24 protein-coding genes are annotated in these 23,091 nt (G+C 64.8%); 15 read left to right on the plus strand and 9 right to left on the minus strand.

Features of this window, described 5'->3' with window-relative positions:
- Window positions 1-58 precede the first annotated feature (58 nt).
- The 3 genes from ABDJ38_RS09595 to ABDJ38_RS09605 all read right to left on the minus strand — a co-directional run bounded on the left by ABDJ38_RS09595 (window position 59) and on the right by ABDJ38_RS09605 (window position 3,898).
- The gene (locus tag ABDJ38_RS09595) at window positions 59-1,060 is read right to left on the minus strand and encodes a ligase-associated DNA damage response exonuclease (protein ID WP_346784879.1); all 1,002 of its coding nucleotides are present in this window, start codon (window positions 1,058-1,060) and stop codon (window positions 59-61) included.
- Between the two features lie 73 nt (window positions 1,061-1,133).
- Window positions 1,134-3,503: an ATP-dependent Clp protease ATP-binding subunit ClpA gene (clpA, locus tag ABDJ38_RS09600; RefSeq protein WP_346784880.1), complete on the minus strand. Its 2,370-nt coding sequence runs from the start codon at window positions 3,501-3,503 to the stop codon at window positions 1,134-1,136.
- Between the two features lie 188 nt (window positions 3,504-3,691).
- On the minus strand, window positions 3,692-3,898 hold the full coding sequence (locus ABDJ38_RS09605) for a DUF1192 family protein (RefSeq protein WP_346784881.1): 207 nt from the start codon (window positions 3,896-3,898) through the stop codon (window positions 3,692-3,694).
- 124 nt (window positions 3,899-4,022) lie between these two features.
- On the opposite strand from ABDJ38_RS09605, the gene ABDJ38_RS09610 reads away from it, so the two are divergent.
- From ABDJ38_RS09610 to ABDJ38_RS09630, 5 genes are all read left to right on the plus strand, one after another.
- Window positions 4,023-5,003, plus strand: a complete 981-nt coding sequence (locus tag ABDJ38_RS09610) for an NAD(P)H-quinone oxidoreductase (protein ID WP_346784882.1) — start codon at window positions 4,023-4,025, stop codon at window positions 5,001-5,003.
- Between the two features lie 48 nt (window positions 5,004-5,051).
- A complete protein-coding gene (locus ABDJ38_RS09615) occupies window positions 5,052-5,954 on the plus strand; it encodes a DUF8021 domain-containing protein (protein WP_346784883.1) in 903 nt (300 codons plus the stop codon).
- Between the two features lie 193 nt (window positions 5,955-6,147).
- Window positions 6,148-7,017, plus strand: coding sequence for a UDP-2,3-diacylglucosamine diphosphatase (locus ABDJ38_RS09620; protein WP_346785321.1), 870 nt, complete (start codon window positions 6,148-6,150; stop codon window positions 7,015-7,017).
- 17 nt (window positions 7,018-7,034) lie between these two features.
- The gene (locus ABDJ38_RS09625) at window positions 7,035-8,078 is read left to right on the plus strand and encodes a glycosyltransferase family 4 protein (protein WP_346784884.1); all 1,044 of its coding nucleotides are present in this window, start codon (window positions 7,035-7,037) and stop codon (window positions 8,076-8,078) included.
- Between the two features lie 140 nt (window positions 8,079-8,218).
- Window positions 8,219-8,941, plus strand: a complete 723-nt coding sequence (locus ABDJ38_RS09630) for a DUF1013 domain-containing protein (protein ID WP_346784885.1) — start codon at window positions 8,219-8,221, stop codon at window positions 8,939-8,941.
- A 90-nt stretch (window positions 8,942-9,031) separates the two neighbouring features.
- On the opposite strand, the gene ABDJ38_RS09635 is transcribed toward ABDJ38_RS09630, so the two are convergent.
- Both ABDJ38_RS09635 and ABDJ38_RS09640 read right to left on the minus strand, forming a co-directional pair.
- Window positions 9,032-9,433 (minus strand): bactofilin family protein, encoded by a 402-nt coding sequence (locus ABDJ38_RS09635; protein WP_346784886.1) that lies wholly within the window; start codon window positions 9,431-9,433, stop codon window positions 9,032-9,034.
- Window positions 9,426-10,541, minus strand: a complete 1,116-nt coding sequence (locus tag ABDJ38_RS09640; RefSeq protein ID WP_346784887.1) for a M23 family metallopeptidase — start codon at window positions 10,539-10,541, stop codon at window positions 9,426-9,428. Before ABDJ38_RS09640 ends, ABDJ38_RS09635 begins: the two co-directional genes overlap by 8 nt.
- A 291-nt stretch (window positions 10,542-10,832) precedes the next feature.
- Here ABDJ38_RS09640 and ABDJ38_RS09645 point away from each other — a divergent pair, with 291 nt between their 5' ends.
- From ABDJ38_RS09645 to ABDJ38_RS09690, 10 genes are all read left to right on the plus strand, one after another.
- Window positions 10,833-12,134, plus strand: a complete 1,302-nt coding sequence (locus ABDJ38_RS09645; protein WP_346784888.1) for a glutamate-5-semialdehyde dehydrogenase — start codon at window positions 10,833-10,835, stop codon at window positions 12,132-12,134.
- A gap of 26 nt (window positions 12,135-12,160) precedes the next feature.
- Entirely contained in the window at window positions 12,161-13,216 is a 1,056-nt protein-coding gene (locus ABDJ38_RS09650; protein WP_346784889.1) for an aldo/keto reductase, read from the plus strand.
- Window positions 13,210-13,911: a nicotinate-nucleotide adenylyltransferase gene (locus ABDJ38_RS09655; RefSeq protein WP_346784890.1), complete on the plus strand. Its 702-nt coding sequence runs from the start codon at window positions 13,210-13,212 to the stop codon at window positions 13,909-13,911. Before ABDJ38_RS09650 ends, ABDJ38_RS09655 begins: the two co-directional genes overlap by 7 nt.
- Before the next feature lie 137 nt (window positions 13,912-14,048).
- Window positions 14,049-14,435 (plus strand): ribosome silencing factor, encoded by a 387-nt coding sequence (gene rsfS / locus ABDJ38_RS09660; protein ID WP_346784891.1) that lies wholly within the window; start codon window positions 14,049-14,051, stop codon window positions 14,433-14,435.
- Window positions 14,436-14,928: 493 nt separating this feature from the next.
- A complete protein-coding gene (locus ABDJ38_RS09665; protein ID WP_346784892.1) occupies window positions 14,929-15,351 on the plus strand; it encodes a 23S rRNA (pseudouridine(1915)-N(3))-methyltransferase RlmH in 423 nt (140 codons plus the stop codon).
- Between the two features lie 4 nt (window positions 15,352-15,355).
- The gene (locus ABDJ38_RS09670) at window positions 15,356-16,579 is read left to right on the plus strand and encodes a murein hydrolase activator EnvC family protein (RefSeq protein WP_346784893.1); all 1,224 of its coding nucleotides are present in this window, start codon (window positions 15,356-15,358) and stop codon (window positions 16,577-16,579) included.
- A gap of 98 nt (window positions 16,580-16,677) precedes the next feature.
- Entirely contained in the window at window positions 16,678-18,030 is a 1,353-nt protein-coding gene (locus ABDJ38_RS09675) for a S41 family peptidase (protein WP_346784894.1), read from the plus strand.
- 10 nt (window positions 18,031-18,040) lie between these two features.
- The gene (locus ABDJ38_RS09680) at window positions 18,041-18,517 is read left to right on the plus strand and encodes a disulfide bond formation protein B (RefSeq protein WP_346784895.1); all 477 of its coding nucleotides are present in this window, start codon (window positions 18,041-18,043) and stop codon (window positions 18,515-18,517) included.
- Window positions 18,517-19,032 (plus strand): demethoxyubiquinone hydroxylase family protein, encoded by a 516-nt coding sequence (locus ABDJ38_RS09685; RefSeq protein ID WP_346784896.1) that lies wholly within the window; start codon window positions 18,517-18,519, stop codon window positions 19,030-19,032. The genes ABDJ38_RS09680 and ABDJ38_RS09685 overlap by 1 nt, the downstream gene beginning before the upstream one ends.
- Window positions 19,033-19,141: 109 nt before the next feature.
- Complete coding sequence (locus ABDJ38_RS09690) at window positions 19,142-19,735, plus strand: hypothetical protein (RefSeq protein WP_346784897.1); 594 nt, start codon at window positions 19,142-19,144, stop codon at window positions 19,733-19,735.
- Between the two features lie 6 nt (window positions 19,736-19,741).
- Here the strand turns inward: ABDJ38_RS09690 and ABDJ38_RS09695 are convergent, their stop codons facing one another.
- The 4 genes from ABDJ38_RS09695 to ABDJ38_RS09710 are packed head-to-tail and all read right to left on the minus strand — an operon-like array spanning window position 19,742 to window position 23,004.
- Window positions 19,742-20,140 carry a GFA family protein gene (locus tag ABDJ38_RS09695; protein ID WP_346784898.1) on the minus strand — a complete coding sequence of 133 codons (399 nt, stop codon included), beginning with the start codon at window positions 20,138-20,140 and terminating at the stop codon, window positions 19,742-19,744.
- Between the two features lie 50 nt (window positions 20,141-20,190).
- Window positions 20,191-20,994 (minus strand): enoyl-ACP reductase FabI, encoded by an 804-nt coding sequence (gene fabI / locus ABDJ38_RS09700; RefSeq protein ID WP_346784899.1) that lies wholly within the window; start codon window positions 20,992-20,994, stop codon window positions 20,191-20,193.
- A gap of 34 nt (window positions 20,995-21,028) precedes the next feature.
- On the minus strand, window positions 21,029-22,036 hold the full coding sequence (locus tag ABDJ38_RS09705; protein WP_346784900.1) for a YihY/virulence factor BrkB family protein: 1,008 nt from the start codon (window positions 22,034-22,036) through the stop codon (window positions 21,029-21,031).
- A 32-nt stretch (window positions 22,037-22,068) separates the two neighbouring features.
- Window positions 22,069-23,004 (minus strand): DnaJ C-terminal domain-containing protein, encoded by a 936-nt coding sequence (locus ABDJ38_RS09710; protein ID WP_346784901.1) that lies wholly within the window; start codon window positions 23,002-23,004, stop codon window positions 22,069-22,071.
- Window positions 23,005-23,091 lie beyond the last annotated feature (87 nt).

Here is a 23,091-nt window from a genome sequence, read left to right on the forward strand (position 1 = left end):
TGAGGAGGAGGGGAAGCCGCAGGCTGAGCCCCCGTCTCGAAGGGCAGGAGTAAAGGCCTTAATCATCCTCGTCCTCATACCCCACCAGCGCCAGCGCGCGGGCCTTGCGCTGGTGTAGTTCGTGCCAGCGCAGCAGCGCCTCTTCGCGGCCATGGGTGATCCAGGTCTCGCGCGGGTTCACCTCCAACACGGTCTGCGTCAACTCGTGCCAGTCGGCGTGGTCGGAGATCACCAGGGGCAGCTCGACATTGCGCTGGCGGGCCCGCTGGCGCACGCGCATCCAGCCGCTCGCCATCGCGGTTATCGGATCGGGCAGACGGCGGCTCCAGCGGTCGTTCAGCGCTGAGGGCGGGCAGACTATTATCGCGCCGCGCATCTCGTCCTTCGTGTGGTCCGCCACCAGCCGCAGCTCGCCGAGCGGGACGCCCAGCTCCTCGTAAAGCCGGCACATCCGCTCCATCGCGCCGTGGAGATAGATCGGATCGTGATGGCCCGCCGCGCGCAGTTCGGCGATCACCCGCTGCGCCTTGCCCAGCGCATAGGCGCCCACCAGCACGCAGGCCTCGGGATTGGCCGCCAGCGTGCCGAGCAGCTTGGCAATCTCTTCACCAATCGGCGGATGGGTGAAGACCGGCAGGCCAAAGGTCGCCTCGGTGATGAAGATGTCGCACGGCGCGAGTTCGAACGGGGCGCAGGTGGGATCGGGGCGGCGCTTGTAGTCGCCCGTGATCACCACCCGTTCACCTGCATGTTCGAGCAGGATTTGCGCCGAGCCGAGCACGTGTCCGGCAGGCAGATATGTCGCATCGACCCCGCCTGCGAGCCGCAAGGTTTCGCCATAGGCCACTGGCACCGCGCCGGCCCGCGTGTTGTAGCGCAGGTCCATGATCGCGAGCGTTTCGGGGGTTGCGAGCGTTTCGCCGTGGCCGCCACGTGCGTGATCGGCGTGACCGTGGGTGACGAGTGCCCGCTCGACAGCCGCCGAGGGATCGACCCAGCAATCCGCCGGGGCGACATAGATGCCTTGCGGGTGCGGCTGGATCCAGTGGGGGGCGCTCATCGCTGTATAAACAGACAGGGCGGCGCTGGGGTTCCAGCGCCGCCCTGCGGTAAGTCATTAATCAGCGGGGCAATCAGTCTTCCGAGGTGCTGCCCTCGGTTGACGCATCGTTTTGCGCCTTCTTGGCCGCCGGCTTCTTGCGCGAACGCTTGGGCTTGGCCTTGGGCGGAGCGGCGGTCAGCTCGAAGGCGAGTTTGTTCTCCTTCACGCTGACATGGACCTCGCCGCCATGCGCAAGCTTGCCGAACAGCAGCTCCTCGGCGAGCGGCTGCTTGACCTTCTCCTGAATCAGGCGGCCCATCGGGCGTGCACCCATCAGCTTGTCGTAACCGCGTTCGCCCAGCCAGTCGCGCGCGTCGCCATCGAACTGGATATGCACGTTCTGGTCCGCCAGCTGCAGTTCGAGCTGAAGGATGAACTTGTCGACCACACGGCTGATCGTGTCCTTGCCGAGGTAGCCGAACGGCACGATGGCATCGAGGCGGTTGCGGAATTCGGGGGTGAACATCTTCTTCACCGCCTCTTCCGCCGCCTCGACCTTGGTGCCGCTGCCGAAGCCGATTCCCTGCTTGGCGGCATCCGATGCACCCGCGTTGGTGGTCATGATCAGCACCACGTTGCGGAAATCGACCGTCTTGCCGTGGTGGTCGGTCAGGCGGCCGTTATCCATCACCTGCAGCAGGATGTTGAACAGGTCGGGGTGCGCCTTCTCGATCTCGTCGAGCAGCAGCACGCAATGCGGGTGCTGGTCGATGGCATCGGTGAGCAGGCCGCCCTGATCGTAGCCGACATAGCCCGGAGGCGCACCGATCAGGCGGCTGACCGAGTGACGCTCCATGTATTCGGACATGTCGAACCGCTTCAGTTCGATCCCCATGATCGAGGCGAGCTGACGCGCGACCTCGGTCTTGCCGACGCCGGTGGGGCCGGAGAACAGGAACGAACCGATCGGCTTGTCAGGGTCACGAAGACCGGCGCGCGAAAGCTTCATGGCGGTGGAGAGGCGATCGATCGCCTGATCCTGCCCGAACACCACGCGCTTCAGGTCTTTCTCGAGGTTGGCGAGCGCGGCCTTGTCGTCCTTGCTGACCGACTTGGGCGGGATGCGCGCCATGGTCGCGATGACCTTTTCGATCTCCTTGGCGGTGATCGTCTTGCGGCGGCGGCTCGGCGGCACCAGCATCTGCATCGCGCCGACCTCGTCGATCACGTCGATGGCCTTGTCGGGCAGCTTGCGGTCATTGATGTAGCGCGCGCTCATCTCGACCGCGGTCTTGATGGCATCGGGCGTGTACTTGACCTTGTGGTGTTCCTCGAAGGCCGTGCGCAGGCCCTTGAGGATCTTCACAGTGTCCTCGACCGAAGGCTCGTTCACGTCGATCTTCTGGAACCGGCGCAGCAGCGCGCGGTCCTTCTCGAAGTGGTTGCGGAATTCCTTGTAGGTGGTCGAGCCGATGCAGCGGATTGAGCCGGAGGACAACGCTGGCTTGAGCAGGTTCGAGGCATCCATCGCCCCGCCGCTGGTGGCACCGGCGCCAATCACGGTGTGGATCTCGTCGATGAACAAGACCGCGTGCGGCATCTTCTCCAGTTCGGAGACGACCTGCTTCAACCTCTCCTCGAAGTCACCGCGATAGCGGGTGCCCGCCAGCAGCGAGCCCATGTCGAGCGAATAGATCACCGCTTCTTCGAGCACCTCGGGCACGTCGCCCTCGACGATCTTGCGTGCAAGGCCCTCGGCGATGGCGGTCTTGCCGACGCCTGGGTCGCCCACATAGAGCGGGTTGTTCTTCGAGCGGCGGCACAGGATCTGCACCGTGCGGTCAACCTCGGGGCCGCGCCCGATCAGCGGGTCTACCTTACCATCAAGCGCCTTCTGGTTGAGGTTCACGCAGAACTGGTCGAGCGCCGAATCCTTCTTGTTCTTGGGGTCGGGTTTTTCCTCGGCCTTGGCGGCGTCCGGTTCTTCGGTCCCTTGCGGATTGCGGTTTTCGATCTGCCGACCGTTCTTGCCGATGCCGTGGCTGATGAAGCTCACCGCGTCGAGGCGGCTCATATCCTGCTGCTGGAGGAAATAGACCGCATAGCTATCGCGTTCGGAAAACAGCGCGACCAGCACATTGGCGCCGGTCACGGTGTCCTTGCCCGAGGTCTGCACGTGCAGGATCGCGCGCTGGATCACCCGCTGGAACCCGGCGGTGGGCTGCGGATCGGCCTGGTCGGACGATTTCAGCGACTGGTATTCCTGATCGAGATACTGCCGCACGACGCCTGCCAGTTCCTCGAGATCGACGCCACATGCGGTCATTACTTCGGCCGCGTCGGTATCGTTGACCAGCGCCAGCAGCAGGTGTTCGAGCGTCGCATATTCGTGCGTCCGGTCGATCGCGTGCTGGATCGCGGTGTGGAGGGTCTTTTCGAGGTTCTGCGCGAAGCTAGGCATTGCAGTCTTTCGGTTGGCTCAGCCAGCCAGCGGGCCGGCAAGGAAACCAGTGTGCGGCTGGCAAGGTGAATGGACGGCTAACAAGGGTGTTGGGAAAAACCGGCCCTGCACGGGGCGGGTTTGCGGCTCATGGCCAATATGGTGCGCCATGGCGCAATTGCGAGGGTGGAACAGGGCTCGACGGCCCCTCACTCGCTCGGCCTCGGCTTGAACAGCTGGTCGGCGAGGTTGCGGTGCGCGGCGGCCTTGGCGTGCTGCGCCTTGATGCGCGCAATCTCGGCTTCGAGCAGGGCGATCCGCTCCATAAGCTCGTCCTGTGAATAGCGATCGAGATCCTCTTTCGCCAAGAGGCTTGCCGCATCAGTACGGACTCGCGGAAGATCGTCGCCATCCATCGTGTTGCAACATCACAATCGGATTGCTTGCTGTCAATGGCTCCGGCTAAGTGGGGCCCAGCCAAGACGAGACGGGGACGCTCAAGGCAAAGGGGGCAGTGTGAATTTTCAGGCAACGAGCCGGATGAGGGCAGTAACCATCAGCGAGCCGGGCGGGCCGGATGTGCTGACGTTGGCCGAGCAGCCGGTGCCTGTTCCGGGGCCGGGCGAGGTGCTGGTGAAGGTCGCCTATGCGGGCGTCAACCGCCCCGATTGCCTCCAGCGGGCCGGGCTCTATCCGCCACCGCCAGGGGCGAGCGAATTGCCGGGACTGGAGATCGCGGGCACGGTGGTGCGCGCGGGTGACAGCGAGGCCGCCGACTGGATTGGACGGCGTGTCTGCGCGCTGGTGAGCGGGGGCGGCTATGCGCAGTATTGCCTTGCGAAGCCCGAAAGCTGCCTGCCTGTTCCCGCGGCCCTGCCGATGGAACAGGCTGCTGCCTTGCCTGAAACGCTGTTCACCGTGTGGCACAATGTGTTCCAGCGCGGGCTGGCGCGCGATGGCGAGACGCTGCTGGTGCATGGCGGCACGTCAGGGATCGGCTCGATGGCGATCAAGCTCGCCAAGCTGTTCGAGCTTAAGGTAATCGTGACCTGCGGCAGCGACGAGAAATGCGCTGCGGCGCGCGAACTCGGCGCCGATCATGCGATCAACTACAAGACCGCCGACTTCGTCGAGGAGGTGCGCAAAATCACCGGCAAGGCGGGTTGTCAGGTCGTGCTCGACATGGTCGCGGGCGACTACACCCAGCGCAATCTCGACTGTCTCGGCGAAGAGGGGCGGCTGGTGACCATCGCTGTACTCGGCGGGGCGAGGGCCGAGGTCAACATGGCCAAGCTGATGGTGCGCCGCCAGACCATGACCGGTTCGACCCTGCGTGCCCGGTCCGACGGCTTCAAGAAGCTGCTCGCCGCCGAGATTGCCTGTGAAGTGTGGCCGCTGGTCGAGCAAGGCGACTTGCGGCCGCAAATGGACCGGATTTTTCCGCTTTCAGAGGCGGCCGAGGCGCATCGCCGGATGGAGGCGGGCGAGCACATCGGAAAGATCGTCTTGGCGGTGGACTGAGCGGCGCCGATTGTTCAGAAGTGTCATTGTAACAGGAGAGACAATGCCATGACTTCGAACCCCGCCCCGATCGCCACGCGTGAGGAACTCTATTCCGCCATCGACACCTACCTTGCCGCGCTCGCGGCGAAGGACGTGTCGCGGGTCGATTGGGCGGATGACGTGGTGTTTACCGAAAACAACGTTCAGCTGATGCTCGGCGACGGGCTGTGGACCACCATCACCAAGGTGCGCGACACCTATGATGTGAAAGCGGCCGATCCGCAGACTGGGCAGGGGAGCTGGTTCGGTATCGTCGAAGAATCGGGCGATGCGGCGGTGATGTCGATGCGCATCGCCATGAAGGGCGGCAAGATCACCGAGGTCGAGACTCTCGTTTGCCGGCCAAGCGAACTCGGCCCGTTCCCGCAGATCGACGACGCCCGCCGCCCGCGCCCGGTGCTGTCCGCGGACGTGCCCGAAGAAAAGCGCCGCCCGCGCGAGCGCCTGATCGCGATTGCCGATGGCTACTTCGACACGCTTCAGAATAACGACGGCACGCTATTCACCGACTTCACGGATGAATGCGACCGGATCGAGAACGGCTTGCAGACCACCAATGTCGATATCGAGGGCTATCCGATCTCCAAGATGGGCTGCGCCGAGCAGTTCCGTCTTGGCCAGTATATCTACGACGATCGCGTGCGCGACCGCCGCTTCCCGCTGGTTGACGAGGAGAAAGGCATCGTGGTCGCCGCCGGTTTCATCGACCACTCGGGCCGCCTCACCGATATCACCTGGACCGATGGCAGCCGCCACAAGTCGATCTTTACCTTCCCGCACAGCTTCGCGCTGCTCGAACTGTTCAAGATCGTCGACGGCAAGATTGCCGAGGTCGAGGCGGTGTTCGTCACCGTGCCTTACAACATGACCTCGCCGTGGGTCGGCAAGCAGCCTTACGTGGTTCGCTAAGCGCCGATTCGGTGCCCGCCCGGCTTTTCCGGGCGGTGCCACCCAAGCGTCACACTGTCAGACAAGTGACGCTGAACTGTGAGTCTGCTGTCACATTCGTGCGCCATAAGCCTGAGCCCAAGGCAAAACAAAGCGGGGCTTTGGCAGCATGTTCGGCAATCATCTGGAAGATGTCTTCGGCAACGCGACGCCGATGGCCACGATCAGCGACTTTTCTAGGGCCAGGCCCTCTGTCCCAGAGCCTGAGGACCAGGGCCGCCGCAACTATCGCACCGTATGGATTTCCGACATCCATCTCGGCACCAAGGGCTGCAACGCTGAGCTGCTGATCGACTTCCTCGACAATGTTGACTGCGAGACGATGTATCTCGTGGGCGACATCATCGACGGCTGGCGGCTGAAGAAGAAGTTCTACTGGCCCGCCGCGCATAACGATATCGTGTGGCGGATCATGAAGCGTGCCAAGCGCGGCACGCGGGTGGTCTATATCCCCGGCAACCACGACGAGATGTTCCGCCAGTTCACGGGCCTGAACTTCGGCGGCATCGAAATTCGCCGTGCAGCCTTCCACGATACCGCCGATGGCCGCCGCCTGATGGTTCTGCACGGCGATGAGTTCGATGCGGTGATGCTGTCGCACCGCTGGCTCGCCTTCGTGGGGGACGCGCTCTACACTTTCATGATGGGCATCAGCCGCTGGGTGAACGTGGTGCGCCGCAAGCTCGGCCTGCCGTACTGGTCGCTGTCGAAGATGGCCAAGCACAAGGTGAAGAACGCGGTCGAATTCATTGGCCGTTATGAGGAAGTTGTCGCTCGCGCCGCAGCCGAGCGCGGTGTCGATGGCGTGGTCTGCGGCCATATCCATACAGCTGAACACCGCATGTTCGCCCATTCCGGCAGGGACATCGAATACTGGAACGACGGCGACTGGGTCGAAGGCTGCAACGCGCTGGTCGAGCACGCCGACGGAACAATGGAAATCCTCCACTGGCCCGACGAGATCGCCGCTCGCGAAGCCGAAGCGGCCGAGCGCGAGGGCGCCGCGGTCGCCGTCGCAGCCTGATTCGCGCGAGGTTTTCGATGAAAATCGCTCTCGTAACCGACGCCTGGCTCCCGCAGATGAACGGTGTGGTGCGCACGCTGACCACGGTGGCCGACGAACTGCGCCGCCGGGGCCACGAGGTCGAGGTGATCTCGCCCGACCTGTTCCGCTCGGTGCCGTGTCCATCCTACTCCGAGATTCGGTTGGCGCTGACCGGTCCGCGCGAGGTTGGCGCTCTGCTCGACCGTTTCTGCCCCGACGCGATCCATATTGCCACCGAGGGGCCGCTCGGCTGGGCGGCGCGGCGCTATTGCCGCAGGCGCGGGTATCGGTTCACTACCGCCTACCATACGCAGTTCCCGGATTACGTGGCGAGCCGCACGGGCCTTCCCGCCAGTGTGATCTGGCCGTTCATCCGCCGGTTTCACGGCCCGGCCGAGAATATCCTGGTGGCTACGGAGACCATCCGCGAGCAGTTGCGCGAACATGGTCTGACGCAGCTCCATCACTGGAGCCGGGGTGTCGATCTTGCCACCTTCATGCCCGACTATCCGCCCCCCGATCTCTTCTTCGAGCTGCAACGGCCGATCCAGCTCTATGTCGGGCGCGTGGCGGTGGAGAAGAACATCGAAGAGTTTCTCGATAACGGCCATCCCGGTTCCAAGGTCGTGGTTGGCGATGGCCCGGCGCTAGAACGGTTGCGTCAGGCTTATCCCCAGGCACACTTCCTCGGTCGCCGCTCGGGTGAGGCGCTGGCGGCCTGCTATGCGGGGGCTGACGTGTTCGTGTTCCCGAGCCGCACCGACACCTTCGGTCTGGTCATGATAGAGGCGCTCGCCTGCGGCACGCCGGTGGCTGCCTACCCTGTGCCCGGCCCGCTCGATGTGCTGTCACCCGGAAGCGGTGCCATGGCCGAACGGATCGAAGACGCGATTGCCGAGGCGCTCAGCTTTTCGCGCGAGGACTGTCTTGCGGCAGGGCGTGCCTACAGCTGGGACGCGAGCACCGACCAGTTCTGCGATGGGCTCGCGCTGATCTCGCGCGAGGTTCAGATGGCGCGCTTGCAGGCTGCCGCTGCCTGATCACGGGCGGCTATTGCGCGAAATCCTTGCCGTCTTTCGACAATTGGCCTACATAGAGGGTCAAGGTCGGCCGTCCCGCGAGGGGCGGCCCTTTTATTTCGGGCCGAATTTTCCGCCCGATCTGCACTTGGAGAACCACCGTGGCCCAGCCGACTCCCCTGATGCCGCATGCGACCGCCAGCTGGCTGGTCGATAACACCTCGCTGAGCTTCAGCCAGATCGCTGAGTTCTGCGGGCTGCACATTCTCGAGGTTCAGGCCATGGCCGACGACCTCGCCAGCTCGAAGTACACCGGGCGTGACCCGGTCCACTCGGGCGAGCTGACCCACGCCGAGATCGAACGCGGCCAGGCCGACCCAGACTATTCGCTGAAGATGCAGAAGGCTCCGGTCGACGTCAGCCGCACCAAGGGCCCGCGCTATACGCCGGTGTCCAAGCGACAGGACAAACCCGATGGCATCGCCTGGATTATCCGCAGCCACCCGGAAATTTCGGACGCGCAGATCGGCAAGCTGATCGGCACCACGCGCAACACGATCAACGCGATCCGTGATCGCAGCCACTGGAACATCGCCAACATCCAGCCGAAGGATCCGGTGACGCTTGGCCTGTGCTCGCAGCGTGAGCTGGATGCCGCCGTGGCCAAGGCGGCGAAGAACATCCCCGTTACCGAGGGCGAGGAAGTCGAAGCGCCTGTGGTCGACCAGCGCGACGACAAGGAAAAGCTGATCGAGGAACTGCGCCGCGAGCGCGCCGAAGCCGCCAAGGCCGCTTCCCAAGCCGCGCAGGAAGCTGAAGCCGAAGCATGGCTAGAAGCCAAGCGCGCCGCCGAGGCCGACGAAGGCGCATCCAGCCAGGGCTGATCGACGCGCTCCTACAACGGACGGATTATACGGAAAGGGGCGGCCTCGCGGTCCGCCCCTTTCTCCTCTCCAGCCTGGTGTTCGTGAAAGCTAGTTGGCCAGCCGCATCTGTTCGCCGTCTGCGCCCGGCAGCGGGGCCACCTCGGCCTGCGCCTTGCCAGCGGCGAGATTGGCGCCCTGCGGAGCGAACCGACCGTTTACCTGCGCGCCCTGCTCGATGGTCAGGGTTTCGTAGCTGACATCGCCCAGAATGCGTGCGGTCTTCAGGATAATCAGCTCGACCGCGTCGATGCGGCCTTCCACCGTCCCCGCAAGCCGCGCGCTCTGCGCCTTGACCTCGCCTTCGATCCGGCTGTCTTCGCCCTGCACCAGCGAGGCACAGGCGATATCGCCGATCACGCTGCCATCGACATGCAGGTCGACCGAGGCCTCGACATTGCCATGGATGGTAACGTCCGGCCCGAAGACCGAGAAGGTGCTGGAATTAGCCACCCGCCGTCGCTCCGTCGGGTTCCCCGGCGATGAGGGAATGGCTGGATCTTGCTTCTTCAAGAACATGCGGGGCCGTCTCCAGGAACGGGCGCGGGTTCACCGCGCGGCCGTTGATGCGTACTTCGAAATGCAGGTGCGGGCCGGTCGAGCGGCCCGAACTGCCGATGGCGCCGATCACCGCGCCGGCATCGACCTTCTGGCCAACCTGCGCGGCTGAGCGCGACATATGCGCATAGCGGGTCACCATGCCCGAGCCATGGCTCACCTCGACCGTGCGCCCATATCCGCCCTTGAAGCCCACGAAGGTCACTTCGCCCTCGGCGGCGGCGTGGATCGGCGAGCCATAGGGCGCGCGGAAATCGAGGCCCGAATGCATCGCGGCACTACCCTTGAACGGATCGCGTCGCAGTCCGAAGCCCGAGCTGATCGAACCTGCCGCTGCGGGCATCACCTGCGGCACACCGTCGAGCCCGCGTTCGAGCGCGCTCATGCGGGCGATGCTGAGGCCGAGCCGCTCGAAGCGCGGATCAAGCGAACCGTCGCTCTCGGTCGATACCAGTTCAAGCGGGCCACCAGTCGCCACCCGATCCTGCGCCAGGATAGCGGCGGGATCGAGGCCGAGCGTCCGCAGCGCCTCCTCGGCGCGGCGCGAGCGCCGGTCGGCAAAGCGGGTCAGGCGTTCGACGAAGGCGAGCTGGCGCGCTTCGAGCTGCGCGAGGCCAACGGCCTCGGGAAAGCTCTCGCCCACCAGACTGATCAGGCGCGCGGCTTCCTCGCTCGAATCGCTCACGGTGTCGTCGGCGCTCTTGGTCAGCAGGTCTTCGGGCAGATCGGAGGCCAGCTGGTCCAGCACGTCCTGCCGTTTCGCAAGGTCGGCCATGGTAGCGTCGAGATCGTCGCGATAGGCGTCAAGCCGGTCCTCCGACTTGGCCACGGTGGCCTCCCGATCAAGCAGCGAGGCCATCTCGGTGCTCGACTGGTATTGCGCGATAGCCATCGCCCCAAGCGAGCCAAGCCAGAACAGGCTCCCCGTGAGCACGACCGCAGCAACCCCCATCTGCAGGCGCGAGCTGATCTTGATGAACCTAATCTGTCCTTGCGAGCGCATGAAGAACTCGCGCTCCGGAAACCAGGATCGAATGCGCTCCAAGCGCGTTGCAACCTTAGGAAAAACCAATGCCGACCCCGCTTGTAGCGTTACCCCTGTCGACAGGGGCGATAGCGCAAGCAGTTCCGAGGTCGACCGTCTTGGGGCAAACTACGGGGCGAACCGAAGGGACTCTGGGACGAGTCGTGCCGTTCAGCGAAAAATATTCACGAACGCGGGAACTTTTCGTCATTTGGTGGGTGACCGATTCGCCCCCTGACAAGTCATCAAGCCAATGATAGGCCTATATTCATGGACACAGAACTGAAGACCCGAACGGCCGATTCCGGCCAGGAAACCCCCGCCGATTGCGAGCAGATCGTGCATTCGCTCGCGCGCGCCGGACGCAAGGCGCAGCGCGTACTGGCGCTGATGAGCGATGCCGAGAAGGCTGACGCGCTGCGCGCGGCGGCGGCTGCCATCCGCAAGGCTGCGCCGGAAATTCTTGCTGCCAACACGAAAGACCTCGAAGCGGGCAAGGCCAACGGTCTCGCCCCGGCCATGCTTGACCGGCTGATGCTTGACGAGGACAGGCTCGACGCCATTGCCGCCGCGATCGAGAACGTGGCGAGCCTGCCCGATCCGGTTGGCCAGGAGATCGACCGCAGCACTGCGCCTTCCGGGCTCGAACTGGTGCGCCGCCGTATTCCGATCGGCCTGATCGGGATCATCTACGAGAGCCGCCCCAACGTCACCGCCGATGCTGCCGCGCTATGCCTGCGCTCGGGCAATGCGGCGCTGCTGCGCGGCGGGAGCGAGGCGGTCAATTCGAACCGCGCGCTGCACGCTGCCTTCACCGAAGGCGTTGCCAGCAAGGGCGTGCCCGCCGAGGCGATCCAGTTGATGCCGACGCAGGACCGGGCCGCCGTTGGCGCGATGCTCAAGGCTGCGGGTCTGGTCGACATGATCGTGCCGCGTGGCGGCAAGAGCCTGGTCGAGCGGGTGCAGAACGATGCCCGCGTGCCGGTGCTCGCGCATCTCGACGGCATTTGCCACACCTACATCCATTCCGCCGCGGATCCCGAGATGGCGAAGAAGTTGGCGCTGAACGCGAAGATGCGCCGCACGGGCATCTGCGGCGCGATGGAGACGCTGCTGCTCGATGCCAACTTCCCTGCCTCGCAAGAGGTCGTGGCCGAATTGCTCGATGCCGGATGTGAACTGCGCGGCGATTCGCGGGCGCGATCGCTCGATTCGCGGATCGGCGTTGCTTCCGACGAGGACTGGGACACCGAATACCTCGATGCCGTGCTGTCGGTGGCCGTGGTCGATGGGCTCGATGCCGCGCTCGAACATATCGCGAGCCATTCCTCGGGTCACACCGAGGCGATTGTGACCGCCGATGAAGCCGCCGCGGCGCGCTTCCTCGCCGAAGCCGACAGCGCCATCGTGATGCACAACGCTTCGAGCCAGTTTGCCGACGGCGGCGAATTCGGTCTCGGTGCGGAAATCGGCATCGCGACCGGTCGCCTGCACGCACGTGGTCCGGTGGCGCTCGAGGGGCTGACCACCTACAAGTGGCAGGTCCACGGCACGGGGCAAGCACGCCCCTAGGCCGCGTCGCATAGGGGAGAGGCCGAATGCGTTACAATCGACTGGGGACGACCGGAATGGTCGTCTCCGAACTTTGCCTTGGCGCGATGACCTTCGGCAACAAGCCGGGCGGCTTCTTCCAGCACGACCTCGATCAGGCGGGCTCGACCGCGCTCGTGAAGCAGGCGCTCGATGCGGGCGTGAACTTCATCGACACCGCCAATGTCTACTCGGGCGGGCAAAGCGAGCAATTCACGGGGAAGGCTTTGCGCGACCTCGGCATTGCCCGCGATCAGATCGTGATCGCGACCAAGGGCATGGGGCCGATGGGCGAGGGGCCGAACGATGGCGGCTACAGCCGCTATCACCTGCTTGGCCAGATCGACGCCAGCCTTGAGCGCCTCGGGCTCGACCATGTCGATCTCTACCAGATCCACGGCTGGGATCCGAACGCCAATATGGAGGAAGGCCTGCGCGCGCTGGAGGACATCGTGCGTTCGGGCCGGGCGCGCTATGTCGGCGTGTCCAACTGGGCGGCCTGGCAAATCGCCAAGGCGCTGGGCATTGCCGAGCGGCGCGGGTGGGACAAATTCGTGTCGAATCAGGCGTTCTATGCCGTCTCCGGGCGCGAGCTGGAGCGCGAGATCGTGCCGATGATGCGCTCGGAGGGGCTGGGCCTGCTCGTCTGGAGTCCGCTGATCGGCGGGCTGCTCTCGGGCAAATACGACTTCGGTAAGAATGGCGCGGTGAAAGGCGAGGGTCGCCGCAAGACGCTCGATTTTCCGCGCGCCGACATCGGCCTTGCCGCGCAAGCGGTGGAAGCGATGCGCCCCATGGCGGCTGAGCGCGATGTCTCGGTGGCAGCGGTGGCGCTGGCATGGCTGCTGCACCAGGAGGTCGTGTCGAGCGTGATCATGGGCGCGCGCAAGGCCGACCAGCTGGCGCAGAATCTCGCGGCGAGCGATATCGAGCTGACGGCGGGCGAGCTGGAGCAGCTTGCGGCTATCGGTGCGCCTGACGACGACTATCCGGGCTGGGCGATCAAGGCGCAGAACCACCGCCACGGCTTCCGCGTCACCCCGCGCCGGGGTACGTCTTGCTGAAACAGAGTCAGCGAAAACAGGGCCAGCGAAGAGGTCGCGATGGTCCGCTGACCGGGCTGCTCGGTGGGAGCTTCAACCCGGCCCATGCCGGCCATCGGCGAATTTCGCTGTTTACGCTCGATGCGTTAGAGCTGGATGAGGTCTGGTGGCTGGTTTCGCCCGGTAACCCTTTGAAGCCGCGCGTGGGCATGGCTCCGCTCGGCACGCGCGTTCGCTCGGCGCGACAGCAGAGTCGCAACGCCCCGATCAAGGTCACCGCGATCGAACGCGAACTGGGCACGCGCTACACCGTCGATACCTTGCGCGCACTCATCCGGAGGTTCCCCCGCCGCCGGTTTGTGTGGTTGATGGGATCGGACAATCTGGCCCAGTTTCACCTCTGGAAGAACTGGCGCGCCATCGCGCGGGAAATGCCCATTGCCGTGATTGCCCGCCCCGGCTATGATACTGGTGCCCTTGCAAGTCCTGCAATGGCCTGGCTGCGGCGTTACCGGTTATCTGCAGCCCGCTTTCGCAACCGGGGCGAATGGAGCGCACCCGCTCTGATAGAATTGCGTTTCGATCCCGATCCGCGCTCGGCCACCAGGCTGCGCGAACAGGATCCGCACTGGGCGGACGGTTTTTCCGGCGCACCGCCACGCGACGAAGTGACGCATTCTCTCATTCATGATCGCCATAGGGAGCCGGGTGCGTGAGCCGCCGGGCCTCGCTATTGCCCATGAGCATTTCCCTATGAGGAGCCTGACCTTTCGTGATGACCGAAGCGAGCACACCGGCGCATCCGCGCAGCGGCGACATCGGCACCAGCACCAGAGCAGCAACCATATTTGCAATGACTGACCAACTCTCAGAAATCGAAGCGGTCCCCGGATCGCTCCACGCCATGATCCTCCAGCAGCTTGACGACGATCAGGCGCAGGAAATCGTCTCGATCCCGCTCGAGGGCAAGAGCTCGGTGGCCGATCACATGGTGATCGCTTCGGGCCGTTCGACCCGGCAGGTCGCCGCCATGGCGCAGAAGCTGGCCGAGGAGCTGAAGAAATCGGGCGAGCCGAGCCCCCGGATCGAAGGCCTCCCGGCTGCGGACTGGGTGCTGATCGACGCGGGCGACGTGGTGGTCCACCTGTTCCGCCCCGAAGTGCGCAGCTTCTACAACCTCGAGAGGATGTGGGGCTTCGGCGACGAGGGTGAGAAGAAGAGCGCGGTCGGCAACGCTTAGTTTTCTTTGCGCTCGCCCATCTGGGCGAGCGTTCTCGCGGCTGTTCCCTGCACTTCGTTCCGGGGCCGCTGCGAGCGGGCGGTCGCCCTTGCGGTCCCTGCGGGACCGATTGGCAGCGGCGTTAGCTAGCAGGGGGTAATGATGTCGGCACGGGCGCGATATCGCTTGGCGAATATCATGGGGCTCTGGTTGCCGCTCGTCGCGTTTGCGGCCTTGGCCTTAGGCGGCATTCTTCTTGCGCCCCTTTCGCATTTGGCAGCGACGGTTTTCGTACTGGTCTTTTTTCGCGCTGTTTGTGATCATCGGCGTTGGTATTCTCTGCACTGCCTACGCTTTTGCTACAGTGAGGTGCGGAGCGTGCGAGCAGCGCTTCTTCGACTTGGCATTCCTGTGCTTTCCTGTTCAAGGCAGTTGTAGGCGATGTGATGAACCTGTCGACAATGCCTACACCGTGAAGCTTGCTCTGATATTCTCCATCGGCGAGTAAGCGCCCATGCTCCTCCATGTCATCGCGCGCGGAAAGATCGCCCGGTCGCCCGAGGCCGAGCTGGTCGCGCGCTATGAGAAGCGCATTACCTGGCCGCTCAAACTCACCGAACTGCCCGAGACCGGCGGCCGCATTCTTGAACCGCTCACCCCCATGCGCACCGTGCTGCTCGACGAGAAGGGTAAGAACCTCTCGTCCGAAGAGCTTGCTTGCCAGCTCGAACAATGGCGCGATGGCGGCATGCGCGAGTGCCGTTTCGTGATCGGTGCTGCCGATGGCCATTCGCCCGAGGAACGTCACGCGGCCGACCTGCTGATCTCGTTCGGCAAGGCGACATGGCCGCACCTGCTGGTGCGCGCGATGGTGATGGAGCAACTGTTCCGCGCCACCGCGATCCTTGCCGGGCATCCCTATCATCGGGCAGGATAGGGCCATGGACCGCCTCATCCTGCTTCTCATCGCCGCTGGCCTGTTCGCCGCCGCTGCCTTGGCGCAGGCCCCGGTCATGTTCGACAATGCCGACGAGACCCGCGCCGCGCTCGCGCAGGCCTTGGCCGAACGCCGCGCCGCCGAGGCCCGCAGCGCGCAGTTCGAGAAGCAGGCCAGCGAGGCCGAGGACGCCGCCAAGCGCTATGCCGCCGAGGCCGCCGCCGTGGCCGCGCAAATCCAGCAGGCGGAGGCCGGGATCGCCGCCGCCAATGCGCGCATTGCCATGATCGACCGCGAGCAGCTCGATCTGCGCGAGGATATCGGCCGCCAGCAGCGCCCCGTGGTCCGCCTCACCGCTGCCTTGCAGAAGTTCACGCGTCGCCCCGTTGCGCTGGCGGTGCTGCGGCCCGGTTCGGTGAAGGAGGTCGTGTACCTGCGCGCACTGATGCACGATGCCGTGCCACAGGTGCGCGAACGCACGCAGGGTCTGCGCGACCGGATCGCGCGGGGGCGCGAGTTGCGGCGCGAACAGCTTGCCGCCGCAAACGTGCTTTCGACCGAAGAAACCGAACTGGCGGCACGGCGCAAGGAGCTGGCCGAGCTCGAAACCAGCCAGCGGCTCGCGGCGCGCGCGGCGGGCAGCACGGCGAATCGCGAGGCCGATCGCGCGCTGGCGCTGGCCGAACAGGCGCGCGATCTCGATGGGCTGGTCGACGAGCTGGACCGTGCGGCCACGCTGCGCAGTGAACTGGCGGCCTTGTCCGGCCCGGTCCTGCGTCCGCCCCGTCCGCGCGAACCGGGGGCGGCGGGGGTCGAGCTGTTCGGCTCCGCCAATGCGGATGCGGCTGGCCCGGCGCAGCCTGATGGCCCCTCGCCCTATATCCTGCCCGTTACTGGCAGGCTCGTCACCGGTTTCGGCGCGAGCGATGGGGCCAGGACCAGCACCGGACTCACCCTTGCCCCGATTGCCGGGGCGCAGGTGGTGGCCCCCGGCGCCGGACGGATCGCCTTTGCCGGAGCCTATCGCGGCTATGGCCAGATCGTCATAGTCGAACACGCTGGCGGCTGGACCAGCCTTGTAACCGGGCTGGCGCGCGCCGATGCCAAGGTGGGCGACCAGGTCGCGGCGGGCGCGCCGCTGGGCGTGGCGGGGCCCGGTCGCCCGACGATAACGCTCGAACTGCGCAAGGCGGGCGAGCCGGTCAATCCGCTGCGCCTGGCCGAGTGAGGCCTGGCGGCCTTGTCTGCCGCACGACGCGCCTCATCTGGCGTTAACCCGGCACCTGCGATACAAGCGCGCTGGGACCAGAGCAGGACAACCGCCGCATGACATTTCGCTTCCCCGTCGCCCGTGCCTTCCGCGCCGCCGCCCTGTGCACAGCCGTTGCGCTCGTGCCGGCGACGACTGCCGGTTTCGCACAGGTCGAGAGCCGCGCCTCGCCCGAGTTCGCGAAGCTCTTCGCGACCTATCAGCGCATCAAGGCGAGCTATGTCGATCCGGTGGAAGACGATGTGCTGATCCGCGGCGCGATTGACGGCATGCTGGCCGCGCTCGATCCGCATTCGGCCTATCTCGATGGCACCGCGCTCGACCGGCTCGAAACCATGATCGACGGCAACTATCAGGGCCTCGGCATCTCGGTGCAGATGGAAGAGGGCGTGGTGAAGGTGGTCTCACCGTTCAAGGGCAGCCCGGCCGAGAGCGCCGGGATCAAGGCGGGCGACTATATTACCCACATTGATGGCAAGCTGATCTACGGTCTCGATATCAATGACGCGGTTTCGCAGATGCGCGGGCCGGCGGGCAGTCCGATCGAGCTGACCGTCGTGCGCCCCGGTCGCGACACAAGCTTCGAGGTGTCGGTGACGCGCGGCCTGATCGAGCTGGAGCCGGTCACTTCCGAACTGAAGAGCGGCAATATCGGCTACATCTCAGTCAACGAGTTCTCCGCCGAAGTCGGCAAGGACGTCGCTCAGGCGCTTATGTCGTTGCAGAACGAGGCAACCGGGCGGCTGACTGGGCTGGTGTTGGACCTTCGTCGCAATCCGGGCGGGTCGCTTGATGAGGCGGTGACCCTGTCGGACCTGTTCCTTACCAGTGGCCAGATCGTCTCGCAGCGCGGACGCAGCCGGCGTGACACGATTTATTACGACGCGGAAAGCGCCTTCCCAGGCGATGCGGCGGCGGGCCTGCCGATGATCGTGCTGATCGACGAAGGATCGGCCTCAGCCTCCGAGATCGTGGCCGGTGCGCTGCAGGATCACCACCGCGCGCTGATCATGGGCGAGCGTTCCTTCGGCAAGGGCAGCGTGCAGACGCTGCTCCCGCTCACGCGCGATAGTGCACTGAAGCTCACCACCGCGCGCTATTACACGCCCTCGGGCCGCTCGGTGCAGGAAGGCGGGATCGCTCCCGATATCCGCGTGCCGCAGCTGAGCGACCCCGATGCTGAACGCCGCCAGCGCCTGGCCCTGCGCGAGAGCGACCTTCGCGGGCATCTCGTCGGCGAAGTGGCGGCCGAGGATGAGGCGCTCGAACGCGACCGGCTCGACGATCCGCGCTTCCAGCTCACCGCTGAGCAGTTGGAAGAGCAGGGCATCGAAGACTTCCAGCTCGACTATGCCCTGCGCACGCTGCGCCGCACCGGCGGCACCGCGATTGCGGTGCGCGATCGCTAGGGGCTGAGCGATGGCTGACCTGTCGCTGTCCGACCGCAACGCGCGCCTGCTGGCGCTGATCGTGCCGCTGGCCTTGCTGGGCGGGGCTTACCTGTCGGAATATGGCTTTGGCCTCTATCCTTGCGAGATGTGCTGGTGGCAGCGCTACCCGCATTTTGTCGCAGTGGTGCTGGCGCTGCTCGCCTTTGCCGTGCCGCCCAAGCGAGTCTGGACCGGGTTGGCGGCGCTGGCGATAGCGGTCTCGGGCGCGATTGGCGTGTTTCATGCCGGGGTCGAATATGGCTGGTGGGAAGGCATCACCGGTTGTTCCACCACCGTAAGTGGCACGGGAAATGCTCTTGAAGCCGTGCTCAACGCGCCGATCATCCGCTGCGACGTTGCGCAGTGGGAACTGCTTGGCATCTCGCTGGCGGGCTGGAATGCGCTGTTCTCGCTTGGTAGTGCGGCTGCTATCTGGACACTGTTGCTGGCGAAGGAGCGCATCTGATGAAAGACCGTAGCGCAATGATCAGGGTCGATCAGGCAGGTGAATTCGGCGCCACGCGGATTTACGCAGGCCAGCTGGCCGTGGTTGGAGAACGCGGGCCGCATGCCGCGCAAATCCGCCACATGGCCGAGCAGGAGAAGGTCCACCGCGCCAAGTTCGATGCATTGATGGCCGAACGGGGCGTGCGCCCCACTGCGCTGCAGCCGTTCTGGTCCATTGCTGGCTTTGCGCTGGGCGCGGGCACGGCGCTGATCGGGCCGGAGGCGGCCATGGCCTGCACCGCCGCGGTCGAGGAAGAGATCGACCGCCACTATACAGCCCAGCTCGACGAGCTGGAGGCGGATGGCGATGATCCTGAACTTGCCGGGCTGGTCGAGCAGTTCCGCGAGGAGGAACGTGAACATCGTGATACCGCGCTGGCCTCGGGTGCCGAGCAGGCGCCGGCCTATCCGCTGCTGTCGGGCGCGATCCGGCTCGGCTGCCGGGTGGCGATCAAACTTGCCGAGCGCGTCTGATCGTTGTCTTGGATCAATGGCGCTTCATCGCGCGTTCAATAGATCATACGAATAGTATTATTTCCGGCCTTGCCCCCACCGATTCAGAGGGCCGACCCAGAGGAACGCCATGACCCGACTGCTTGCCCTTGCCGCCATTTCCGCCACGATCGCCCTCGTGCCTGCCACCGCCTCGGCGCAGGACGATGCTGGCGAACGGGTCAACATGGTCAACATTTATGGTGACGATGCCTGCCCGCAATCGGATGGCGACACCATCACCGTCTGCGCGCGCTATCCCGAGAGCGAGCGCTATCGCATCCCGCGCAATCTGCGCGAGAGCAATTCACCCGAGAACGAGGCCTGGACGCAGCGCGCACAAAGCCTCGAAACGGTGGGCAAGTTCGGCCCGATGTCGTGCTCGCCTGCAGGTGCCGGCGGCGATCTGGGCTGTACGGTCGACATGATCGAAGCCGCCTACCGCGAACGCGAGGCGGGCAGCGACCTGCGCTTCAGCCAGCTGATCAACGAGGCCCGGCAGGAGCGCCTTTCGGAAATCGACGGTGAAGCCGCCGCCACGCAGGAACGCGTCGAGCAGCTCGAGCGTGCCTATATGGAGCGGCTGGAGGCCGAGCGTGATGCACCCCTGCCTGACGAGGACGATTCAGAAGCGCTGCCGCGGGTGGTCGATCCCGGCGCAGTCCCCCCGCCGCCGGGTGAGTAACCGGGCTTAGCTTTCAGAAAAGCGCGCGAACTCGGGCACATCGGCAAGGTGCGCCATCCACGCCCGCCGCTCGACTACTTGCACCTGAACCTGCGGAGCGATAGCGTCGGGATCGTCGAGCGTGACCGAGGGGACGTCGACAATCCCCGGCATAAACTCCTCGTTCACGAAGGCGACGGGCGTGCCGCAGGTGCCGCAAAAGCTGCGCGTCGATCCGCTGGCGCCGTTGTAGCGCACCGGCTCTGCGCCCGTGAAACGGAGCTTATCAGCCTCCAGGCCAATCCAGCCGACCAGCGGCGCGCCATGCGTCATCTGGCAATCACGACAATGGCATAGCGAGTGGCGCGGTGCCTCGCCGTCAGCCTCGTAACGCACTGCTCCGCAGCGGCATCCACCTGTCATCATAACGGCCCTCCTGATTTGCCTCAGGTCGGAACGTATAGAGAACAAACTTCTTAGGCCAGCGAAATGTCTGGCGCGTCTTCCTGTTTCATGCCGACGACGTGATAACCCGCATCGACATGGTGCGTCTCACCGGTCACGCCCGAGGAAAGGTCGGACAGGAAATAGAGGCCCGCGCCGCCGACATCCTCGATCGTGACATTGCGGCGCAGCGGCGAATTCAGCTCGTTCCACTTCAGGATATAGCGGAAGTCGCCGATCCCGCTGGCGGCCAGCGTCTTGATCGGCCCGGCGCTGATCGCGTTCACGCGGATACCTTCCGGCCCCATGTCGTTGGCGAGATACTGCACGCTGGTTTCCAGCGCCGCCTTGGCCACGCCCATGACGTTGTAATGCGGGACGACCTTTTCGGCGCCATAGTAGGTCAGCGTGACGATCGAGCCCCCGTCTTTCATCAGCGGTCGCGCGCGCTTGGCGGCGGCAACCAGCGAATAGACCGAGATGTTCATCGTCATCAGGAAGTTGTCGAGGCTGGTATCGACATATTTGCCGCGCAGCTCGTTCTTGTCCGAAAAGCCGATGGCGTGGACGAGGAAGTCGAGCTTGCCCCAGCGCTCTTCAATGGTCGCGAAGGTGGCATCCATCGCCTCCATGTCCGACACGTCGCATTCGACGAGGAAATCGCTGCCGACCTGCGCCGCCAGCGGCTCGACTCGCTTCTTGAGCACTTCGCCCTGGTAGGAAAAGGCCAGGTCCGCTCCATGCTCGGCCAGCTTCTTTGCGATACCCCAGGCCAGCGATTTGTCGTTCGCCAGCCCCATGATGAGGCCTTTCTTGCCTTCCATCAAACCGTTCATCCCTCGGGATTCTCCGTAAGTTTAGCCTGCGCTGCTATAGCGCGTTATCCTGCTGACCGATGCTGTCCTGCTCTTCCGGGCTTTCCACCAGGGCAGCATTCAATTCCGCGCCCATCACCAATCCTAGGCCGATGAGCCAGAAAAAGAAAAGCACGATCATCACACCGGCCAGCGAGCCATAGGTGGCGTCGTAGGAAAACACCATGCCGAGCAGCGGCGGCAGCGCAAGTGTGACCAAAATCCACCATACGGTCACCAATACCACGCCCGGCCATTTCTTGTACTCGCGTTTGCGATATCGCGCCGGTGTCAGCGAGTAGAACAGCGCATAGAGCGAGCCGAACAGGCCGAAGGCGGGCACGATGCGCGACCAGGCGAGGCTGCCGAGCACTTCCCGCAGTTGCGGGAAATAGGCCTCGATGACCTGCATCGCGGCCCCGATCAGGACGTTGGCCAGCAGACTCAGCATCAGCAGCACCACCGCGCCGATGATGATGCCGGTCGAAGCGAGCCGGCGCTTCCACATCGCCTTTTCGGCCTTGGTGCCGAAGGCGCGGCGCAGCATGTCGCGCAGGGTCTCGATCAGCCCTCCCACGGTCCACAGGCCGAACAGTCCGCCCACCCACAGCAGCCAACCGCTGCGCTGCTCGATCACGTTGCGAGCGACCGGGCCGATCACCTCGCTAACCATCGGCGGGAACGCCGAAAGCACGGCAACGATGGTGGCGGTCTGCTCGCTTTCCTCGCCGATCAGGGTGAACAGCGCGGCTCCGGAAATAAAGAACGGGAAGATTGCCAGCATCGCCAGATAGGCGAGGTTGCCGGCATGGATGAAGCCATCGGCAAAGGTGCCCACCACCACGCGCTTGCCGACCTCGAAGAAGCGGGTCCCTGGCCCGACCTCACGCTTGACGCTGGCAGGAAGGCCAAGCTTGATTCGCCGACGCGCCTCGCGCCGACGCGCCTCGGGTGTCAGATCGGGTACGGATTCTTCTTCGTCTTCGGGCAGGTCGAATTCAGGGTCGTCTGGCGCATCGGTCATGGTGGCTCCTGATGGATCGGACGGACCGCGCCTTAGACTCCCAGGCTGGCGCGGACGGGGCTGCTGTCGCTCCAACCCTCGAGCCGCTTGGAAAGGTCCGCACAATCATCGGGCAGGACGATTTCGAGCCGCACCAGTTGGTCGCCGCGCCCGCCGCCCTTGCGCGAGAAGCCTTTGCCCTTGAGCCGCAGCACCTTGCCCGAACTCGTGCCCGGCGCAACGGTCATCATCACTGGGCCATCGACCGTGGGCAGCTTGATCTTGGCCCCGTTCACCGCTTCGTCGAGCGTGATCGGCAGGTCGAGCCGCACGTCATCGCCCGAGCGGGTGAAGAAGGGGTGGGACTGCACATCGATGGTGACGATCCCGTCACCCGTTCCGCCCGGACCTTCCTGCCCCTTGCCTTTGAGCCGCATCTGCGTGCCGTTCTCCACGCCTTCGGGCAGCGACAGGTCGATGGTCTTGCCATCGGCCAGCGTGATCCGCTGCTTGGTGCGCGAGGCGGCGTCAACAAAGCTGACCGAGAGGCGATAATTGATGTTCGCGCCCTTGGGGCGGGGTTGCGGCCCGCCGCGCCCGAAGCCCCCGCCATTGCGCGAGGAGCCGCCGCGACCGAACAGGCCTTCGAACAGGTCGCCGAGGTCCACCTCATCGCCGCCGAAGCCCCCGCCGTTACCGCGTCCACCGGGGCCACCGCGAAACGGTCCGCCACCACCGCCACCGCCATGTCCGAATGGCATGGTCGGATTGCCGTCGGCGTCGATTTCGCCCCGGTCGAACTGGCCGCGCTTCTCCTTGTCGGACAGCAGGTCGTAGGCCTGAGTGACGCGGCTGAAGCGGTCCGACGCCTGCGGATTGTCCTTGTTGCGATCGGGGTGCAGTTCCTTGGCCAGTTTGCGGTAGGCGGACTTGATGTCCTTCTCGCTTGCACTGCGGCTTACGCCAAGGGTGGAATAGGGATCGGCCATGGTGGTCTAGCTAGGTAACACAGGGGTTTTTAGCAAGTCATCGGCCTTTCCTCGCGTGCAGGTGCTGTCTACAAGCGCAGCCGTTTA

This window comes from Aurantiacibacter flavus (genome assembly GCF_039710615.1).
Taxonomy (GTDB): domain Bacteria; phylum Pseudomonadota; class Alphaproteobacteria; order Sphingomonadales; family Sphingomonadaceae; genus Alteraurantiacibacter; species Alteraurantiacibacter flavus.

What these genes read in the sequence shown, in the direction of transcription:
- ABDJ38_RS09685 (WP_346784896.1), top strand. Translation starts at nt 18,517, where the DNA reads ATGAAAGACCGTAGCGCAATGATCAGGGTCGATCAGGCAGGTGAATTC.
- ABDJ38_RS09710 (WP_346784901.1), bottom strand. Translation starts at nt 23,004, where the DNA reads ATGGCCGATCCCTATTCCACCCTTGGCGTAAGCCGCAGTGCAAGCGAG.
- ABDJ38_RS09595 (WP_346784879.1), bottom strand. Translation starts at nt 1,060, where the DNA reads ATGAGCGCCCCCCACTGGATCCAGCCGCACCCGCAAGGCATCTATGTC.
- ABDJ38_RS09610 (WP_346784882.1), top strand. Translation starts at nt 4,023, where the DNA reads ATGAGGGCAGTAACCATCAGCGAGCCGGGCGGGCCGGATGTGCTGACG.
- ABDJ38_RS09665 (WP_346784892.1), top strand. Translation starts at nt 14,929, where the DNA reads ATGCTCCTCCATGTCATCGCGCGCGGAAAGATCGCCCGGTCGCCCGAG.
- clpA (WP_346784880.1), bottom strand. Translation starts at nt 3,503, where the DNA reads ATGCCTAGCTTCGCGCAGAACCTCGAAAAGACCCTCCACACCGCGATC.
- ABDJ38_RS09705 (WP_346784900.1), bottom strand. Translation starts at nt 22,036, where the DNA reads ATGACCGATGCGCCAGACGACCCTGAATTCGACCTGCCCGAAGACGAA.
- rsfS (WP_346784891.1), top strand. Translation starts at nt 14,049, where the DNA reads ATGACTGACCAACTCTCAGAAATCGAAGCGGTCCCCGGATCGCTCCAC.
- ABDJ38_RS09680 (WP_346784895.1), top strand. Translation starts at nt 18,041, where the DNA reads ATGGCTGACCTGTCGCTGTCCGACCGCAACGCGCGCCTGCTGGCGCTG.
- ABDJ38_RS09690 (WP_346784897.1), top strand. Translation starts at nt 19,142, where the DNA reads ATGACCCGACTGCTTGCCCTTGCCGCCATTTCCGCCACGATCGCCCTC.
- ABDJ38_RS09625 (WP_346784884.1), top strand. Translation starts at nt 7,035, where the DNA reads ATGAAAATCGCTCTCGTAACCGACGCCTGGCTCCCGCAGATGAACGGT.
- ABDJ38_RS09640 (WP_346784887.1), bottom strand. Translation starts at nt 10,541, where the DNA reads ATGCGCTCGCAAGGACAGATTAGGTTCATCAAGATCAGCTCGCGCCTG.
- ABDJ38_RS09620 (WP_346785321.1), top strand. Translation starts at nt 6,148, where the DNA reads ATGGCCACGATCAGCGACTTTTCTAGGGCCAGGCCCTCTGTCCCAGAG.
- ABDJ38_RS09615 (WP_346784883.1), top strand. Translation starts at nt 5,052, where the DNA reads ATGACTTCGAACCCCGCCCCGATCGCCACGCGTGAGGAACTCTATTCC.
- ABDJ38_RS09695 (WP_346784898.1), bottom strand. Translation starts at nt 20,140, where the DNA reads ATGATGACAGGTGGATGCCGCTGCGGAGCAGTGCGTTACGAGGCTGAC.
- ABDJ38_RS09670 (WP_346784893.1), top strand. Translation starts at nt 15,356, where the DNA reads ATGGACCGCCTCATCCTGCTTCTCATCGCCGCTGGCCTGTTCGCCGCC.
- ABDJ38_RS09650 (WP_346784889.1), top strand. Translation starts at nt 12,161, where the DNA reads ATGCGTTACAATCGACTGGGGACGACCGGAATGGTCGTCTCCGAACTT.
- ABDJ38_RS09645 (WP_346784888.1), top strand. Translation starts at nt 10,833, where the DNA reads ATGGACACAGAACTGAAGACCCGAACGGCCGATTCCGGCCAGGAAACC.
- ABDJ38_RS09675 (WP_346784894.1), top strand. Translation starts at nt 16,678, where the DNA reads ATGACATTTCGCTTCCCCGTCGCCCGTGCCTTCCGCGCCGCCGCCCTG.
- ABDJ38_RS09605 (WP_346784881.1), bottom strand. Translation starts at nt 3,898, where the DNA reads ATGGATGGCGACGATCTTCCGCGAGTCCGTACTGATGCGGCAAGCCTC.
- fabI (WP_346784899.1), bottom strand. Translation starts at nt 20,994, where the DNA reads ATGAACGGTTTGATGGAAGGCAAGAAAGGCCTCATCATGGGGCTGGCG.